Raw genomic sequence first — 17,644 nt, 5'->3', positions numbered from 1 at the left:
CGGGGTCAGTCCTCCTTCTCCGCGGTACGGGCGGTACCCGCGGCGCGGGCGTCATCGGCGGTGCGGGCGGTGCGCGCCGCGGTGACCGCCGGGTGGACGGGCGCGGATTCCGGCACGCCGGCCGGCCGCACCCGGGCGAACTCCTTGCGCAGCACCGGCACGACCTCCTCGCCGAGGAGGTCGAGCTGCTCCAGGACCGTCTTCAGCGGGAGCCCCGCATGGTCCATCAGGAACAGCTGGCGCTGGTAGTCGCCGACCTCGTCCCGGAACGTCAGCGTCCGTTCGATGACCTCCTGCGGGGAGCCCACGGTCAGCGGGGTCTCGCGGGTGAAGTCCTCCAGGGAGGGACCGTGGCCGTAGACCGGCGCGTTGTCGAAGTACGGGCGGAACTCCCGCACCGCGTCCTGCGAGTTCCTGCGCATGAACACCTGACCGCCGAGCCCGACGATGGCCTGGTCGGCGGTGCCGTGCCCGTAGTGGGCGTAGCGGCGCCGGTAGAGGTCGACCATCTTCTTCGTGTGCTCCATGGGCCAGAAGATGTTGTTGTGGAAGAAGCCGTCGCCGTAGTAGGCGGCCTGCTCGGCGATCTCCGGGGAGCGGATGGACCCGTGCCAGACGAACGGCGGGACGCCGTCCAGCGGGCGCGGGGTGGCGGTGAACGACTGGAGCGGCGTACGGAACTTGCCCTCCCAGTCCACGACGTCCTCCCGCCACAGCTTGTGCAGCAGGGCGTAGTTCTCGATCGCCATCGGGATGCCCTGGCGGATGTCCTTGCCGAACCACGGGTAGACCGGTCCGGTGTTGCCCCGGCCCATCATCAGGTCGACGCGGCCGTCCGCGAGGTGCTGGAGGGTGGCGTAGTCCTCGGCGATCTTCACCGGGTCGTTGGTGGTGATCAGCGTGGTGGAGGTGGAGAGGATGAGGTTCTCGGTGCGGGCGGCGATGTAGCCCAGGGTGGTCGTCGGGGAGGACGGGACGAACGGCGGGTTGTGGTGCTCACCGGTCGCGAAGACGTCCAGGCCGACCTCCTCGGCCTTCTGCGCGATGGCCAGGGTCGCCTTGATCCGCTCGTTCTCGGTGGGGGTCCGGCCGGTGGTCGGGTCGGTCGTGACGTCCCCGACGGTGAAGATCCCGAACTGCATGGCGTCCGCCTTCCTGAGTCCCGGCCGGGGATCGGGAGATCCTGACCGATTTGGTTGAACGTTGAACTACACCCTACAACGGGACCCCCCTCCGTCCTATTCCACGCCGTCGGGCCCTCTCCCCGGGCGCACGTACTCCGGAACGGTGAGCGAGCGGATCAGCGACAGCGAGGACTGGAAAGCGCGCGGCGTGTTCCCGCGGGTCTTCGTCCATGTCTTCGCCACGCACCTGTTCGCCGGGTTCATCTGGCTCCTCTTCTACGTGGGCGGGCACGCCCCGAAGTAGCGCGGACAGCCTCCGCACCGGGCTCGTGGCCGATATGCTGGGCCCATGACCTCCGTCCCGTGCCGAAACTGGTGGCGCTCCTCGTAGGAGCGGCCACAGCATCTGCGCGGAACCAGGGCCGTTCGACATGGACGGCCCTTTTCGCTGCCTTCGTACGGCACCCGCGTACGGCGCGGACACGGAGACGAAGCGCAGCGGCGCACCGGCGGGGCCGTCCTCCACGCATCCACCCACGCGAGGAGAGACCCGACCCCATGACCACCACCGCCCCCGGCACCGGACCCGCGCCCACCACCGATCCCGGCACCGGCCCCACCACCGATCCCGGCACCAGCCCTATGAGCCCCACCGGCCCCACCACCGTCCCCGGCACCGGTCCTATGAGCCCCACCGCCCCCGGCGCCTCACCCGCCTCCGCTCCCACTCCCGCCGAGCGCCGCAGTGCCGAGCTGGAACTGCGGCTGGTCCGGGACCCCGGCCGCTTCCGGGTCCTCACCGGGGACCGGCCCACCGGCCGCCTGCACCTCGGGCACTACTTCGGCACGCTGCGCAACCGGGTCCGCCTCCAGGATCTCGGCGTCGACGTGTTCGTCCTGATCGCCGACTACCAGGTCCTCACCGACCGGGACACCGCCGAGCGGCTTGAGGAGTACACGGACGGGCTGCTCCTCGACTACCTGGCCCTCGGGATCGACCCGGCGCGGAGCACGGTCTTCAACCACAGTGCCGTGCCCGCGCTCAACCAGCTTCTGCTGCCCTTCCTGAGCCTCGTCTCCGTCGCGGAGCTGGGCCGCAACCCCACGGTCAAGGACGAGATCGCGCACTCGCGGCAGTCGGCTGTCAGCGGGCTGATGTACACCTACCCGGCGCACCAGGCGGCCGACATCCTCTTCTGCAAGGGCGACGTGGTCCCGGCCGGCCTGGACCAGCTGCCGCACCTGGAACTCACCCGGACGATCGCCCGCCGCTTCAACGAGCGGTACGGGCACGTCTTCCCGGAACCGGAAGCCCTGCTCTCCGCCGCGCCCCTGCTGCTCGGCACGGACGGCTCCAAGATGAGCAAGAGCCGCGCCAACTCCGTGCCGCTCGCCGCCACCGCCGACGAGACGGCCCGCCTGATCAAGAGGGCGACGACGGACGCCGACCGGCACATCACCTACGACCCGGAGCGCCGGCCCGGAGTCTCCTCGCTCGTCCTGTTGGCCGCCCTCTGCCTGGAGCGGGACCCGCACGAGGTCGCGGCGGAGATCGGCGACGGCGGTTCGGCCGCGCTCAAGCGGACGGTGACCGAGGCGGTCAACACCCACCTCGCCCCCGTACGCGCCCGCCGGGCGGAGTACGCGGCGGACCTGAGCTACGTACGGTCGGTGCTGCGCGCGGGCAACGAACGGGCCGACGCGGTCGCCGAGGCCACGCTGGAGGAGGTGCGGGAGGCGATGGGCACGTTCCGGTAGCCGGACCACCGGCCCAGCCGGGCTGGGCCAGGCTGGGCCAGCACGGCGCGACCCGGTACGACCCGGCGGGACCCGGCGCGGAAGCCGGGGCTGAGGCGGCCCCGGCGGCCCCTACTGCCTCGGCACCGTCGACCGCTGCCGCCGCAGCAGTTCCGCGAGGCCCCGGCGGGTGGCGGCGATCACCACCCGGTCCTCGCCGCGCAGGACGTAGCCGGGGTGCAGGTCCCAGATCAGGCTGGAGGGCGGCGGCGTCGCGTCGCCCTCCGGGTCGAACGGCAGCGGGGCGGCGAGGTCGGGCGTGCGGTCGGCGGGCGGGGTGGTGTCGATGGCCAGGACCCGCCAGGCGCCCGACCGGAACGCCTGCTCGACCGTGCGGCCCTCCAGCTGCGGGAGTCCCGCGACCTCCAGGGCCGCGAAGAGCATGACCTTGCGCTCGACCGGGATGGCGCCGAGGATCTGGCGGCCCATCATGGCGCCCGCGAAGGCCGGTGCGGCGAGGTGGGAGACCGACCGGGAGCGGGTCAGGGCCCCGGGGTGCGCGGTGCGCAGCGTGCGGTAGACGGCGGTGGCGAACTCGTCGTCGTACAGGCGCAGCGCCACCCTCAGGTCCGGTTTCACCGAACGGGCGTACAACGCCGCCTCCAGGTTCGTGGTGTCGATGCTGGTGAGCGCGAGGAGGGCGCGGGCCCGGCGGATCTTGGCCGCTTCGAGGACGCCTTCCTGGGTGACGTCACCGAGCACGGTCGGCACGTGCATGGAGCGGGCCAGCGGGATGCCGCGCGCCTCCGGGTCCTCCTCGACGACGACCACGGGGATGTCGAGCTCCCGGAGGCGTACGAGGACCCGCGTGCCGATCTTGCCGAGGCCCAGCAGCACCACGTGCCCGGAGAGGCCGCGTGGCGGGCGGCGCAGCGAGGAGGCGGTGCGCAGGGTGCCGAACGCCTCCAGCACGGCGGCGACCAGCAGCGGAAGCAGGAGGAGGCCGGCGACGCCGGAGAGCAGCTGGATGATCTGCCGGGCGTCCCCGTCGCCCTCGGCCGGGTCGCCCATCGCCAGCAGGTCGAGCAGGGTCAGGTAGGTGGAATGGACCACGCTGTCCTTGGTGGTCACGACCGAGGCGATCACCAGGGCGACCACGGAGGCCGCGACGCCGAGGGCCGACCAGCGCAGCCGGCGGGAGAAGACCTGGGCGAGCGGGGCGCCCCTGCCGCCCATGCGGGTGGCCGGACGGTCCGGGTCCGCCCGGCTGATCGCTTCGAGAACCACCGTGCCCCGGCCGGTCGCGGCGGCGACGTCGCCCTCGTCGGGCAGCAGTTGCGGGGCATCGTCCCCGCTGCTCTCCGAACCCTCGGCGCCCGCCGGGTCGTTGGTGGTGGAGGAGAGGAGCGCGAGGGTGCACAGTCCGGGGTCGGCCCGCTCACCGGGGCGGGGCGGGGTGCGCTCGGCGGCGCGCAGGAGCAGGCCCTCGGCCTGGATGATCTTGCTGCTGCCGGTGAGGGCCGTGGCGGCGAGGGCCGGGGCGGCGGTGTCCGCGTCGGACAGGACGGTGGTGGAGGCGTCCAGCAGTGCCGGGTCGATGCCCGGCATGGCGACGGCCGCCGCCTGGTCGAGCAGCTCCTCCAGGTGCAGCCCCAGCTTGCGGTTGTAGAGCCGGATCACCAGCCGCAGACGGGGGTTGAGGCGGCGGGCGGTCAGGGCGGCGCGGATGTTGCGCTCGTCGTCGTCGTAGACGAGCGCGAGGGCGGCGGCCCGGTCGACGCCCGCCTCCTCCAGTACGTCGTCGGAGGGCTCGGGCGCCTCCATGATGCGGACGGCCTCGACCCCGGCGTTGGTGTCACCGCCGCCCCCGGCCGAACCGCCGCTCCCGGACGGCCCGTTGCCGCCGCCTCCGCCCGTCCCGCCGCCGGCCGTCCCGCCGCCCGCTGCCCCGCTGCCGTAGCCCGCGCGGCTCATCGCCGCCGACATCCGGCCGAACAGGGCCGCCGCACGCCCCCGTTGGGTCAGCGGCGTCTCGGGGCCGCTCGTGTCCCGGCCCGGGGGCAGGAGCAGGGTGACCCGCTCCCCGTAGACATAGCGCAGCTCCACGGCGAGGCGGCGAGCCAGGGCGTCGTCGCCGCAGACGATCATGTGGCCGGTGGGCGGCGGGTGTCCCGGTTGCTGAGGAAGTGAAGGCACGAGACCCAGCATGCCGTGATCCTTCCGGCTCGGTCTTCCCGATCAGTGCGGAGCGTCGGCGATCCTCGCGTGGTGACGGGGAACGGACGCGCCGTCGGCCGCGTCGCCCTCTCCCGCTTCCTGCCCGTGCTCCCCTGCCTGCCCGTGCTCCCCTTCCTGCCCGTGCCCCCCTTCCGGCCCGTGGGCTGTTCCGGGCCCGTGTACCGCTTCCTGCCCGTGTACCGCTTCCGGCCCATGCGCCGTTGCGTGGGCGCGGGCCGTGGCCGGCGGGCCGCCCGCCAGCAGGTGCCGGGGGTCCGCCGCCCGCTGGATCGCCGTCTCGACCGCCGCGATCCGGTCCGCGAGCAGCCCGAGCGCGGCCACCGCCCGGGTCACGGGGTCACCGTCCGGTCCGCCGAGTGCCTGTGTGCGGACGTAGGAGGCGGTGATCGCCGCCCAGCGCTCGGCCTGTTCGGCGGTGAGCGTGCCGCGCAGGGCGGCCAGCTTGAGGAGGTTGGCCTCGGCCCCCGTGGTGAGCGTCTGGGCCTCTCCCGCGTAGTGGTCGCCGATGACGGCGGACAGCTCGTCGTCGTTCATGACGGGCACGATCCGCTCGGCGATCTTGTTCATGTTGCGGTAGGAGCCCTGGAGCCGGAACGGCGGCTCGGTGCGGGTGGCGTCCGTCTGCGCGGCCGAGGCGATGTACGCCGCGTTCACCGCGAGCACGGTGTCCCGGGCCGTGAGCAGATGGCGCAGCACGGCCAGGACCCGGTCCAGTTCGGCGGCCGGGTACGGGTGTTCCAGGTGCTCCGCTCGCGCGGCCGGGTCGGTGCCGCCCGCCAGCCGCACCAGCAGCGCCAGGTCGTCGCGGGAACGGGCGGCCAGCGGGGCGAGGACCGGGTTGGCGGTCAGGGCGTTCTCCACGAAGCTCAGCGCGAAGACGTCGTCCCGGCCGCTGAGGACCTCGCCCAGGTTCCAGACGTCGGCCCGGTTGGCGAGCATGTCGGGGATGCGGAACTGCTCGCCGGACTCGGTGTACGGGTTGCCCGCCATGCACACCGCGAACCGCTTGCCGCGCAGGTCGTAGCTGCGCGGCTCGCCGTCCCGCACGCCCTCGACCCGGCGCGTGGCGTCGCACAGGGGGATGAACTTCTGGAGCAGTTCCGGCGAGGTGTGCTGGATGTCGTCGAGGTAGAGCAGGGTGTTGTTGCCCGCCTCCAGCGCGAAGTTGATCTTCTCGATCTCCTGCCGGGCGGTGGCGCTCGGGGCGCGGTCCGGATCGAGCGAGGTCACGTCGTGGCCCAGGTTCGGACCGCTGATCTTGACGAGGACCATCCCGAGCCGGTCCGCGACGTACTCCATCAGCGTCGTCTTGCCGTAGCCGGGCGGCGAGACGAGCAGCAGCAGACCCTGCGAGTCGGTGCGCCGGTCGGCGTCGGCGGTGCCGAGCTGCTTGGCCAGGCTGTCCCCGATCAGCGGCAGGTACACCTCGTCGAGCAGCCGGTTGCGGACGAACGCCGACATCACGCGCGGCCGGTGGTCGTCCAGCCGCAGCCGTCCGCGCTCGGCGTTCACCAGGGACGTGCGCAGCCGCTGATAGGCGCGGAAGCCGGGCACGGTGGTGTCGCGGAACGCGGCGGTACGGGCGAGGAGTTCGTCGATCCGCACGGTAAGTGTCCCGCCGCTCGCGATGCGCGGGTGGTCCCCGAGGAGGCCCTCCAGCCTTTCGGTGAGCGGCGCGTCGCACGCGTACCGCTCAAGCTCCGGGCACAGCTCCACCGCCACCGCCTCCGCCAGGTCACCGTCGCCGAGGTCCGCACCCGTGGCCTCGGCGTACGGGGCGAGCCAGCCCTCCACGAGCTGCCGGCGGGCGGCCAGGTCCTCGCCCAGGGCCGCCAGGTCGTCCGTGTAGGCGTCGGGCCCGGCGGCCCGGCGGAAGCCGTCGAGGAAGGCGGCGGTCGCGGCGGAGCGGACGAATCCGGCCAGCCCGCCGGTCAGCTCCTCGAAGAGGTACGCGGCGACGGCCTCGGGCCGCGCCCCGCCGGACGCTGCGGGGGAGCCCCCGATCGCCGCCGCCCACTCCTCCTGGAGCACGGCGATGGCCGGGGCCAGGCCGAAGGTGTCGCGGGCGCGGGCCAGCGATACCGCCCGCCGCTCCCAGGCCGTGCGCGTCGCCGGGTCCACGCCGTACGCCCAGAACAGCTGGGCGGCGGCCCGCGTGCCGGATTCGTGACGCAGCAGCCCGGCGTCCGCGTGCAGGCGCAGCAGGGCGGCCAGGATCGCGGTGGCGTCCTCGTCGTGGACACCCCGGGTGTACCCCTCGTCGTACGCCTCGGCGGCCGACTCCCGGACGAGCGCCGCCAGTTCGGTGCCGGTCAGCGCGGTGAGGCGGTCGGCCCCGTGGGTGTCGAGCAGCCGGGCGGCGAGGTGTTCGGCGCGGTAGACGGAGGCGTTCTCCGAGGGGAGCAGCTGTTCCCAGTACGGCCGGGCCGCCGCGAACGCCGGATCGGTGACCGGGGCCCGGTAGTCCGTCCCGGTCAGCGCGAAGGCGAGAGTGTCCCCGGCGGGCACCAGCGTCAGGTCGAACGGCTGGGTGTTCACGGCGAACCGGTGGCGGCCCAGCTTGATCACGGACCCGCCGTCCGCGTACAGCTCGGTGCGGTCGCGCAGGGCGCGCCCCGCCTCCTGACGGGCCGCCTTCAGCCGCCCGTCCAGCTCCTCCGCCCGTACGGGGTCGCCCAGTCCACGCAGCTCGTCGGCGGTGCGGCGGACCTTGGCGACCATCGGGTCGGAGGCGAAGTAGGTGTGGACGGCGTCGAGGTCCTCCAGCGAGGCCACCCGCCGGGCGATGGTCTCCAGCACCCGGTCCGCGGACCCGGCCAGCCGCTCCGCGCGCCGCGCCCGCTCGTCCTGGAGGGTCTGCTTGCGCGCCGAGAACGCCTCGTACACCTCGGTGCGGCGCTCGGACAGTTCGGCGAGGAAGTCGTCGAACTCCGCGAACCGCGACTCCAGATTCTCCAACTGAAGCAGCAGGCGGGCCAGTTGGTCGTCGCACGTCTGAGGTGTCCCGGCGGCGGCCAGGGCGCCCGTCACGGCCTGCCCGAGCAGCGCGAACTCGGCGGCGAACTCGGCCCGCCCCTCCTTCGACAGCAGCTCCCGCCGGCGCGCGTCCAGCGTGGCGCGGGCCCGGTTGGCCCCGCCCAGCACCTCGGCGATCCGCTCCAGGATGGAGGTGCGCACGGTGGCGTCGCCGATCTCCAGGCCGGCGACCACGTCCGTGACGGTGGACAGCCCGTCCGTCATGGCGGACAGCCGGTCGGTCACGGCGGAGGCGTCCCGGACGGTCTCCAGCGCGCCCGCCTCGGCCACGAGCCCCGCGATGTCCTCGTGGTACGCGTCGAACGCGTCCTCGCGGGCCAGGAACGACACGGCCCGCTGGGCGGCGGAGGCGATGTCGTCCTCGGTGCGTGCGGACAGTTCGGCGATCCGCTCCGCGTCGGCGTACCGCATGTCGCCGACTGTCGCCAAGTGGCCGTGGGCCCGGCGCAGTTCGGTCAGTCGCTCGACCCAGACGGCCGCCGATCCGGGGACCTCGCCGCGTACCCGCCGCACCAGTGCGGTGATGCGGGCGTCGGTCTCCTCCAGCGCGTCGGCGGCCCGCCGGGTCAGCTCCTGCACGGCGGTGAACTCGGCCAGCACCTGCTGTGCCGTGGACAGCAGTTCGCCCAGCGGCTCGGCCAGAGAGCCCAGTTCGGGGTCGGAGAGCCAGTGGTACCGGTCCTGTGCGCGGGCGCAGTCGGCGGCGAGCTGCCCGTACACGGCCGTCGTCGGCGTCATGTCCCGTACGCCGTGCGCCAGGGCGAGGCAGTCGGAGATCCCGCGCACCAGGTCGGCGTTGCCGGTCCGGGCGAGCGGGCCGGTGCCGGCGGGGCGGGCGGCGGCGTAGGTGTCTGAGGCGTACGGGGTCTGCCAGCGCTGCAAGGGGTGCACGCGGCCCGGCCCGTCCGGGCTGTCCCGGAGCAGGATCAGCGTCCCGTCGTCCAGCAGCGCGTGCCCGCGCCCGGTCAGCGGGGTGGCGACCTCCTGGCGGATCAGGTTGTAGGGGAGGAGGAGGCTCCGGAGGCCGTCGCGGGAGCGGAAGACGTACAGCACGTCCTCCCCGTTGGGCGAGCGGACCGCCTCCTCGAAGACCGGCTCGGTCAGCTCCTCGGCGGTGTCGAAGGTCTTCGCGGTGCCGGTGGTGAGGTAGTAGCCGCCGGGGAAGATGATCCCCTGGTCCTCGGGGAGCCGGTGGCAGGACGGGCCGATCGCGTCGAGCCGCTGGACGGTGGAGAGCAGCGAGTTGAAGACCAGGTGCCGCCAGGCGTCCTCCTTGTACGGGCGCACCCGCAGCAGGACCAGCGGCCCGACCTCCGCGTACTCGACGTCGGCGTCGGCCAGCGACTGGAGCGGCTCGTCGACGGGCTCCTCGTAGATCCCGTCCGGCGACTCGGTGTCGTCGGTGACCTTGACGGTCAGGGTCCCGCCGAGCGTGTCGACGAAGAGCCCGCCGCCCTTGCCGACGGCGATGTGCGGATGCCGTCCGGGGACGTGCGACTCGCGTCCGGCGACGGTCCACGCGAAGTCGTGCGAGGGCGGGAAGACGTGGTCGCGCTCGCCCCGCGCGTCCAGGAACGCCCCCGGCGACCCGTCCGCGCCGAGCGCCCAGCGCAGGACGCGGATGTCCTCCGCGTTCTCCCCGGTGCGGAAGACGGCCAGGAGCTTGCCGTTGACGCGGCGCAGCCGCAGCAGCCGGGCGTCGCGGAAGTAGCGGTGGAGGGAGGAGAACTCGCGCCGGAACCCCTCGTCGTCGAGGAGGGCGCGCTCCGGGCCGGCCGCGGTGGCGTCGTCCCGCGGTCCGGAGTCCCGTACGAGGAGGACGTCCCCGACCCCGGCCTCCCCGCGCGCCCCCGGCCCCCGCTCGAAGCCGAAGAGCAGCTTCCCGCCCACGGCGACGAGGTCCCGGGGCACGGAGGCCCGCTCGGTGCGCACCTGCTCGGTGGCCAGCAGCCGCAGCCCGGTCGAGCCGAACTCCTCGGTCCGCCGTGCGTTGAGCGCCTCGGCCCGCCGCACCAGCTCCCCGGCCTGCGCCGAGAGCCGCCGCCGCAGCACCTCGTAGGCACCGGCGTCCACATCGCCCTCCCCGCCCTGGGGCGCGGTGGCGGTGGCGGTGGTGTCGCTGTCCATGCGTACGGCTCCCTACGTGTACTTCGCTGCCTTCGATGCTGCGGCCCGCGTGTGCCCGGCCACTCCGGCCCGTCCGGGCCCCTCCTGCCGAGGGGCTGTCCTCAGCCTGCGGACGGGCCGGATGTTCGCTATCCGAGCGCCCCGGCCCCGGCACCGTTCCGGGACGCGCCGTCGGCGGCCGGAGCCGTCGGCGTACCGTTCGCCAGCGACGACACCGGCAGGTCCGCCAGCCCCAGCTCCTTCGCCGCCGCCAGCAGCTGCTCCACCTGCCCCGAAGCCGCTCCCGAGGCCCCCGGCCCCATCAGCCGCATCAGCAGCGCCGACACCGTCAGGTTCTGCACGTCACCCGTGGAGAACGAGCCCACCATCCGGGAGATGTCGTCGGTGAAGGACGAGGAACCGTCCAGCCACGGCCCCGCCAGCGCCTGCGCGGTCTGCGAGTTGTCGACGAACCCGTCCACGGCCTTGCCGAGCGAGATCGACGACACGAGCCGGTCGAAGAAGACCGAGTCGCCGCCGACGATGTCGATGTCGGCGTTCTCCAGACCCGTCGCCAGGACCGTGGCCTGCGCCTCCGCGACCTGCCGCTGCACCTCCAGGCCGGCCAGCCGGATCTCCTTCTCCGCGTCCAGCCGCAGCCGGTACTCCTCGTGACCGCGCGACGCCTCGTCCAGGGCCGCCATCGCGGCCGCCTTCTCCGTGAGACCCGCGGCCTCCGCCTTCAGCTTCTCGCCGATGACCGCCGCGTCGGCGGTCGCCTGCGCATGGGTGCCCTCCGCCGTGGCGAGCGCCTGGAGCCGCGCGCCCTCCGCCTCCGCCTTGAGCCGGGCCGCCGTCGCCTCGGCCTCCGCGAGACCGGCCTTCTCGGTGACGTCCGCTTCGGCGTCGCGCACCTGCACGGCGGCGAGGCCGGGCGCGGCCGTCTCGGCCTGGATGCCCTCCGCGAGCCGCAGCTTGGCCTGCGCGTCGAGGTCCGCGGTCTTGAGCCGGGCCTCGGCGAGCGTGAGCTGCTCGGCCGCCAGGTGGGTGGAGGCGGCCTCCGCGGCCTCGGCCGCCTTGATGTCCTTGACCAGCTTCTCCTGGGCCTCCGCCTCGGCGGCGATGATGACCGACTTGCGGGACCGCTCGGCGTCCTCGACGGCGCGCAGGGTGAGGATCGACTCCTCCTGCTCGGCGACCGTGCGGTCCACCGCGATCCGCTCCCGGATGACGTCGGCGACCTCGCGGCGCTCGGCCTCGACCTCCTTCGTGGCGGCGATCCGGTTCAGCTCGGTCTCGCGCTCCCGCCCGATGACCTCCAGCATCCGGTCCTTCTCGATGCGCTCGCTCTCGACGGCGATGACGCGCTCGCGGTTCTTCTGCGCGACGGCGATCTCCCGCGCCTGGTTCTCGCGCTGGATGCCGAGCTGCTCCTCGGTCTTGATGAACGCGCTCTGCGAACCGAGCCGCTCCTCCTCCTGCACCCGGGCGGTGGCCGCCTCCTCGCGGGCCCGCAGGACCTCGACCTCGCGGCGCTGCTTGATCTCCGCCTCGGCCTGCCGGCGCTCCAGCTCCAGGATCGTCTCGCGGGCGTCGACGTCCTGCCGGGTGATCTCCTTCTGCTCGGTGCGCTGGAACTCGTTGGTGCGCACGTGCTCGATCGCGGTCAGCTCGGTGATCTTCCGGATGCCCTGGGCGTCCAGGATGTTGGCCCCGTCGAGCTGGGCCATCGGGGTCTGTTCCAGGAAGTCGATCGCGGCGTCGTCGAGGTGGTAGCCGTTCAGGTCGGTCCCGATGACCTGGATGATCCGGTCCCGGAACTCCTCGCGCTTGGTGTACAGGTCCACGAAGTCGAGCTGCTTGCCGACGGTCTTGAGCGCCTCGGAGAACTTCGCGGCGAAGAACTCCTGGATGGCGGCCTTGTCGCTCGCCCGTCCCGTACCGATGGACTGCGCGACCTTGATGACGTCCTCGACGGTCTTGTTGACCCGGACGAAGAAGGTGATCTGGATGTCGGCGCGGATGTTGTCCTGACAGATCAGGCCCTCGCGTCCGGCGCGGCGGATCTCGATCGTCTTCACCGAGATATCCATCGTCTCGGCCTTGTGGAGCACGGGCAGGACGACGGCCCCGGTGAAGGTGACGTCGACCTTCTTGGTCTTGGAGATGATCAGCGCCTTGCCCTGCTCGACCTTGCGGAACAGCCGGGTGATGACGAAGGCGATGGCGATGACGACGAGCAGGACAACGGCGATGAGCACGCCGATGCCCCAGGAGATGGCATCCATGAAGAGTCCTTGACGGCTGGTTGGTACGGAAGTGGCGCGAGCGCGGGAGGCGGACGGCCGGTGCGGGGGCGGGCCGCCGGACCGGGCCGGCGGCGGACGGCCCCGCAGGCGCGTTCGGCGGGGAGATCCGGGATCTTCGGTCCGTGGAGGCTCGGGGCCCGGTGGTGCGGAACCCCGCCCGGGTCAGCCGTTCGGCCCGCCCGGCAACTCGTGCGGTCGGACGTTCGGGCCCGGATCGAGCGCCGTGTCGTAGGGCGAGGCCCAGAAGAACTCGCCGTCCTCGTCGTACGCGTAGAGGAGTGCGGAGCTGCCCATGACGAGCGGCGCTTCCTCGGCGCGCGGGCCGGTGGGCCGGGGAAGCCGTTGATAGGGCTCGCCTCGGCGGACCTGCACGATGGCCGTCGATCCGTCGTGCGACACGACCTCCGCCTGGCCGAACGCCGCGGTGACGGAGCCGGTGCGGATCGTGCAGACGCTCCCGACGAAGTCCAGCCGCGATGGCGCGGGCTCCGCGGGGAAGTGCCGGCGGAAGCGGCGGAGGAAGAGGCGGACGGCGGCCCAGGCGAGGAACAGCGACCCGGCGAGTACGGCGACGGCGAGCAGGGCGCGGGTGGTGCCGCCGCGCTCGTCGAGTTCGAGCAGGACCGTGCCGGTCAGGCTGCCGAACCAGGCGAAGACGACCAGCAGGGAGACGGAGACGGAGACGGGGACACCGCCGAGACCGGCCGGGCCGGTGTCGAGGTCCGCGTCGAAGGAATCGTGGCCGGCGGCCCCGGCCAGCACCAGCAGCCAGAAGCAGACGACGACCACCAGAGCGGCGCCGAAGACGACGGCGGGGAATCCGAGTGCCGCGCCGAGGAACTCGTCCATCGGTCCCACCCCCTGCGGTTCTGCGCGCCGGCCCTGGGGCGGTGCGCGTCCGTGATCGGTACGGGGGCGGCGAGCGGCCGTCCGGCGGGCCCGGCGACCGCGGCATGGTCGGAACCTGCCGCGGCGGCCGGGTCTTCCCCTTCGGGAACCCTCCCGACGGACCCCGAACCGTCCTCGATCCCCCGTGGACGGGCCGGGATCCGGGATTCGGGAGGGGCTTTCGCTCCCCCGTTCCCCGTGCTCCCCCGTGTGCTTCCCCCGTGTTGTTGCTGAGCTGATCGTGCCATCCGGGACCCCCTCGGCACACTGCCGGATTCCGGCAATCTTTACGCTGTGCTGATGCCGGGCACCGGCACCGCCCCATGTGCGTTGGGGGAATGACACGACTGTTGCAAGGCTGAAGGGGGAGCGCGTGGCCGAGCCGAGTATTCCTGAGGAAGTGCTGGGTGACTATGCCTACATTCTGGGCGAAGTCGCCCGCACGGGCCGTCGTTTGACGCGCACCGAGCTGGAGGAGCGCCGGGCGCTGGGCCGCGCGGCGGCGGACGCGGGCCATCAACTGCGGGCCCTGGTGGCGATGCATCTGGCCCGGACGCGTGAGGCATGGCCCCGCGCCGCTGCCGGAAACTCCCCTGCCGCGACGGATGCCGTCCTGGCCGCGGTGGAGCAGGCGGTCGACGCGTTCGCCGAGGGTTTCGAGCGTGCCCAGCGGCTCACCGTGCGACGGGAGGAGGCGGCGCGCCGGGAGTTCATCGACGACCTGCTCTACGGGCGCAGCGATCTGGTGCGGCTCGCGGAGCGGGCGACCCGCTTCGGCCTGCGGCTCTCGCGGGCGCACGCGGTCGCGGTGGCGTCGGGTCCGGAGGCGTACACGGAGATGGACGCGGTGCCGCGCAGTGTGGAGACCGCGCTGCTGGCCCGGTTCGGCGGGCGCAAGATCCTGCTGACGACGAAGGACGGCAGGATCGTCTGCATCGCCCCGGGCAGCCAGCCGGACGTCCTGCGCTACTTCGCCAAGCAGGCGCACGCGGCGACGGACGGGGGCCAGGTCGCGATCGGACGCCCGCACAAGGGCCCCGGCGGGGTGGTCCACTCGTACGACGAGGCGCTGGAGGCCCTCGATCTGGCCGACCGGATGGGGATGGACGACCCCGTGCTGTACGCCTCGGATCTGCTGGTCTACCCGGTGCTGACCCGAGACCGGCAGGCGATGGCCGATCTGGTGCGCAGCGAGCTGGGCCCGCTCCAGAAGGCCCGGGGCGGCGCGGAGCCGCTGCTGAACACGCTGGCGGTCTACTTCGACGCGGGCTGCGTCGCCGCCGAGACCGCCCGCAGGCTGGCGCTGAGCGTGCGGGCGCTGACCTACCGCCTGGAGCGCATCCACCAGTTGACCGGCTCCGACCCCTCGGACCCGATGCACCGCTACAGCCTGCAGACGGCGGTCATCGGGGCCCGGCTGCTGGACTGGCCGGCCAAGGAGCTGTGACGGCGCCCCGGCCGGCCCGTGGAGCCCGGTCGGCCCGTGGAGCGCGGCGGGCCCGTGGAGCGCGGCGGGCTCCACGCCGCGGCCGGTCCGGCCCCGATCCGCCGGACACGCCCTAGAGGTCGAACTCGTGCGGCGGCAGATCGAGGGCGAAGCACGCCTCCCGTACGACGGCCTGCTCGGCCGGGTCGAAGTCGCCGTCGGCCCCGCCGATGACGATGCCGATCTGGACCACGGCACGGGCTTCGGCCGGCTTCTTCTTCGCCTTGGCGATCTCCTGGAGCACGCTGACCTTGCCGAAGGCGAAGTCGGCGGTGAGCTGGTCGACGTAGGCGTTGAAGCGCCGCTGGAGGTCGTCCGCGGGGAAGTTGCGCAGGACGTCGTTGGTCGCGATGAGCGTCGCGACGCGCTGCCGCTCGGACGGGTCGATGGAACCGTCGGCGGCGGCGACGAGGGCGCACATGGCCATGCTCGCGTCCCGGAACGAGCCCGACTTCAGCTCGTTCTTCTTCGCCTCCAGCTGCGTCTGCATCGACGACGCGGATTCCTTGATGCGGTCCCACAGAGCCATGACGTCTCCTCGTGTTGCGGTGCGAATCCGGGCTCGGAGGAACTCTACAGGAGTGTAGAGATGGGTGTCCGGGGTATGCCCGGGGTCGTGCGGCCGTAAGGCCCCGCGGGAACGCGGGCGGGACGGCGAGCCGAAAGCCGGGCCGACGGGCAGGGCGAAGGCCGGGCCGGACCGGATCGGGCCCCGATCCGGGCCCGGCGCCGAAGGCCGAGCCGGACCCCGACCCCGAGCCGGACTCCTGGCCGGACGGCGGCCCCTCGCCGCGGGTGAAGGCGGTCACGCGACGACGAAGCCCCCGGACACGGTGCGATGGGCGGGTCCGGGGGCTTCGTCGTGGGGCCGCGTGTACGGCGGCGGGGAGGCGGCTATTCGCGCGTCTCGCCCGCCGGTTCCGGGGTCAGGTCGTCGTGCTGGGGAAGCAGGCGCTCGGGCGCGGGCTCCGCGACGGGCTTCGCGACGAACTCGGCGACGGGCTCCGCGACGGGCCCCGCGACGAACTCGGCGATGGGCTTCGCGACGGGCTCCGCCGGCGCGGTGCCCGCGCCCTCGCCGCCGCGCCCGCGCCCGCGCCGTGCCTCGATCCTCGCCACGACGGGCTGGGTCCACCGGGCGGTGAGCGGTCCGAGGATGACGAGGATCAGGACGTACGCGGTGGCGATGGGCCCGATGCGGGGCTCGGTGGCCACGGCCAGGCCGGCGATGACGATGGAGAACTCACCGCGCGCCACGAGGGTGCCGCCCGCCCGCCAGCGACCGCGCGAGCCGATTCCGGCGCGCCGGGCCGCGTACCAGCCGGTGGCGATCTTCGTGAGGGCGGTGACGACGGCCAGCAGGGCGGCGGGCAGCAGCACCGGCGGTATGTCGGCGGGGTTCGTGGAGAGACCGAAGAAGACGAAGAACACGGCGGCGAACAGGTCCCGCAGCGGGGTGAGCAGCTTGCGGGCGCCCTCGGCGACCTCGCCGGAGAGCGCGATGCCGACGAGGAACGCGCCGACGGCCGCGGACACCTGGAGCTGCTGGGCGACCCCGGCGACCAGGACGGTGAGGCCGAGGACGACCAGGAGCAGCATCTCCGGGTTGTCCGAGGAGACCGCGCGGCTGATCAGACGGCCGTGGCGGAGCGCCAGGTAGAGGACGAGTCCGACGGCCCCGAGCGCGATCACGAGCGCGAGGCTGCCGCCGGCCAGGCCGACCCCGGCGAGCATGGCGGTGAGGAGCGGCAGGTACACCGCCATCGCCAGGTCCTCCATGACGAGGACGCCGAGGACGACGGGCGTCTCCCGGTTGCCGAGCCGCCCGAGGTCGGTCATCACCTTGGCGATCACGCCCGACGAGGAGATCCAGGTGACACCGGCGAGCGCGACCGCGCCCACGGGCCCCCAGCCGAGGATCAGGGCGGCGACGGCGCCGGGCGTCGCGTTGAGCGCGAAGTCGACGGCGCCGGACGGATACTGCGTCTTCAGACTGGTGACCAGCTCGGAGGCGCTGTACTCCAGGCCCAGCAGCAGAAGGAGCAGGATGACGCCGATCTCGGCGCCCACCATGGTGAACTCTTCGCTGGCCTTGAGCGGAATCAGCCCGCCGTGGCCGAACGCCAGACCGGCGAGGAGGTAGAGGGGAATGGGGGAGAGCCCGATCCGGCCCGCGAACCGCCCGAGGAGCCCCAGCCCGAGGATGACGGCTCCCAGCTCCACCAGCAACGCCGTCGTGTCATGCACGGTCAGCCCTCCGCAATGATCTCGGAGAGCGCGTCGACGCCCTCACGCGTACCGACGGCGACGAGCGTGTCCCCGATGGCCAGTCGAAAATCCGGGTCCGGCGACGGGTGCGCGCTGTGGGTCCGCAGCACCGCCACGATGGACGCCCCGGTCCGGGTCCGCGCCCGCGTCTCGCCCAGCAGCCGTCCGCCGTAGGGGGAGCGGGTCCCGAGCGGGATGTGCTCGGTGACGAGGTCGATGCCGTCGGTGCGTACGGCGTCGATGGGCGCCGGGTCGATGAGGTGCGCCAGCGCGGTGGCCTCGGATGTCGTCAGGGGGACGGAGAGCCGGCACGCGTCGGGGTCGTCCTGTTCGTAGAACCCGATGAACCGGCGGCCGTCGTTGTGGACGACCACCGAGATGTGCTGCCCCGTCTCGGTCGTGAAGTCGTACTGAGCACCCACTCCGGGCAGTGACGTGCGGCGGGTTCCCAT

The 17,644-nt window shown here is 73.2% G+C and carries 11 protein-coding genes; 3 read left to right on the top strand and 8 right to left on the bottom strand.

Going from position 1 to position 17,644, the window contains the following annotated elements:
• Positions 1-5: 5 nt before the first annotated feature.
• The gene (locus tag ACIQMU_RS12355) at positions 6-1,142 is read right to left on the bottom strand and encodes an LLM class flavin-dependent oxidoreductase (RefSeq protein WP_352239330.1); all 1,137 of its coding nucleotides are present in this window, start codon (positions 1,140-1,142) and stop codon (positions 6-8) included.
• A gap of 145 nt (positions 1,143-1,287) precedes the next feature.
• On the opposite strand from ACIQMU_RS12355, the gene ACIQMU_RS12350 reads away from it, so the two are divergent.
• Both ACIQMU_RS12350 and trpS read left to right on the top strand, forming a co-directional pair.
• Positions 1,288-1,428, top strand: coding sequence for a DUF6126 family protein (locus ACIQMU_RS12350; RefSeq protein WP_402688817.1), 141 nt, complete (start codon positions 1,288-1,290; stop codon positions 1,426-1,428).
• A 380-nt stretch (positions 1,429-1,808) separates the two neighbouring features.
• Positions 1,809-2,882, top strand: a complete 1,074-nt coding sequence (gene trpS / locus ACIQMU_RS12345; RefSeq protein WP_402688865.1) for a tryptophan--tRNA ligase — start codon at positions 1,809-1,811, stop codon at positions 2,880-2,882.
• A 111-nt stretch (positions 2,883-2,993) separates the two neighbouring features.
• Here trpS and ACIQMU_RS12340 read toward each other — a convergent pair whose 3' ends face one another.
• The 4 genes from ACIQMU_RS12340 to ACIQMU_RS12325 form a co-directional block, all read right to left on the bottom strand.
• Positions 2,994-5,069 (bottom strand): NAD-binding protein, encoded by a 2,076-nt coding sequence (locus ACIQMU_RS12340; protein ID WP_352239332.1) that lies wholly within the window; start codon positions 5,067-5,069, stop codon positions 2,994-2,996.
• A 30-nt stretch (positions 5,070-5,099) separates the two neighbouring features.
• Entirely contained in the window at positions 5,100-10,262 is a 5,163-nt protein-coding gene (locus ACIQMU_RS12335) for a DNA repair ATPase (protein WP_402688816.1), read from the bottom strand.
• A gap of 128 nt (positions 10,263-10,390) precedes the next feature.
• On the bottom strand, positions 10,391-12,529 hold the full coding sequence (locus tag ACIQMU_RS12330; protein WP_402688815.1) for a flotillin family protein: 2,139 nt from the start codon (positions 12,527-12,529) through the stop codon (positions 10,391-10,393).
• A 183-nt stretch (positions 12,530-12,712) separates the two neighbouring features.
• Positions 12,713-13,399, bottom strand: coding sequence for a hypothetical protein (locus ACIQMU_RS12325; RefSeq protein ID WP_352239335.1), 687 nt, complete (start codon positions 13,397-13,399; stop codon positions 12,713-12,715).
• Between the two features lie 412 nt (positions 13,400-13,811).
• On the opposite strand from ACIQMU_RS12325, the gene ACIQMU_RS12320 reads away from it, so the two are divergent.
• Complete coding sequence (locus ACIQMU_RS12320) at positions 13,812-14,885, top strand: helix-turn-helix domain-containing protein (RefSeq protein WP_352239336.1); 1,074 nt, start codon at positions 13,812-13,814, stop codon at positions 14,883-14,885.
• A 112-nt stretch (positions 14,886-14,997) separates the two neighbouring features.
• Here the strand turns inward: ACIQMU_RS12320 and ACIQMU_RS12315 are convergent, their stop codons facing one another.
• The 3 genes from ACIQMU_RS12315 to ACIQMU_RS12305 form a co-directional block, all read right to left on the bottom strand.
• The gene (locus tag ACIQMU_RS12315) at positions 14,998-15,453 is read right to left on the bottom strand and encodes a TerB family tellurite resistance protein (protein WP_352239337.1); all 456 of its coding nucleotides are present in this window, start codon (positions 15,451-15,453) and stop codon (positions 14,998-15,000) included.
• A 365-nt stretch (positions 15,454-15,818) separates the two neighbouring features.
• The gene (locus ACIQMU_RS12310) at positions 15,819-17,171 is read right to left on the bottom strand and encodes a cation:proton antiporter (protein ID WP_402688814.1); all 1,353 of its coding nucleotides are present in this window, start codon (positions 17,169-17,171) and stop codon (positions 15,819-15,821) included.
• Positions 17,172-17,173: 2 nt separating this feature from the next.
• Entirely contained in the window at positions 17,174-17,644 is a 471-nt protein-coding gene (locus ACIQMU_RS12305) for a TrkA C-terminal domain-containing protein (RefSeq protein WP_352239339.1), read from the bottom strand.

This window comes from Streptomyces sp. NPDC091649 (assembly GCF_044756785.1).
Lineage (GTDB): Bacteria > Actinomycetota > Actinomycetes > Streptomycetales > Streptomycetaceae > Streptomyces.
The sequence above is the reverse complement of the archived record's forward strand: the minus strand, read 5'-3'. Positions and strand labels throughout refer to the sequence as shown.

What these genes read in the sequence shown, in the direction of transcription:
- ACIQMU_RS12355 (WP_352239330.1), bottom strand. Translation starts at nt 1,142, where the DNA reads ATGCAGTTCGGGATCTTCACCGTCGGGGACGTCACGACCGACCCGACC.
- trpS (WP_402688865.1), top strand. Translation starts at nt 1,809, where the DNA reads ATGAGCCCCACCGCCCCCGGCGCCTCACCCGCCTCCGCTCCCACTCCC.
- ACIQMU_RS12340 (WP_352239332.1), bottom strand. Translation starts at nt 5,069, where the DNA reads ATGCTGGGTCTCGTGCCTTCACTTCCTCAGCAACCGGGACACCCGCCG.
- ACIQMU_RS12335 (WP_402688816.1), bottom strand. Translation starts at nt 10,262, where the DNA reads ATGGACAGCGACACCACCGCCACCGCCACCGCGCCCCAGGGCGGGGAG.
- ACIQMU_RS12330 (WP_402688815.1), bottom strand. Translation starts at nt 12,529, where the DNA reads ATGGATGCCATCTCCTGGGGCATCGGCGTGCTCATCGCCGTTGTCCTG.
- ACIQMU_RS12325 (WP_352239335.1), bottom strand. Translation starts at nt 13,399, where the DNA reads ATGGACGAGTTCCTCGGCGCGGCACTCGGATTCCCCGCCGTCGTCTTC.
- ACIQMU_RS12315 (WP_352239337.1), bottom strand. Translation starts at nt 15,453, where the DNA reads ATGGCTCTGTGGGACCGCATCAAGGAATCCGCGTCGTCGATGCAGACG.
- ACIQMU_RS12305 (WP_352239339.1), bottom strand. Translation starts at nt 17,644, where the DNA reads ATGGGAACCCGCCGCACGTCACTGCCCGGAGTGGGTGCTCAGTACGAC.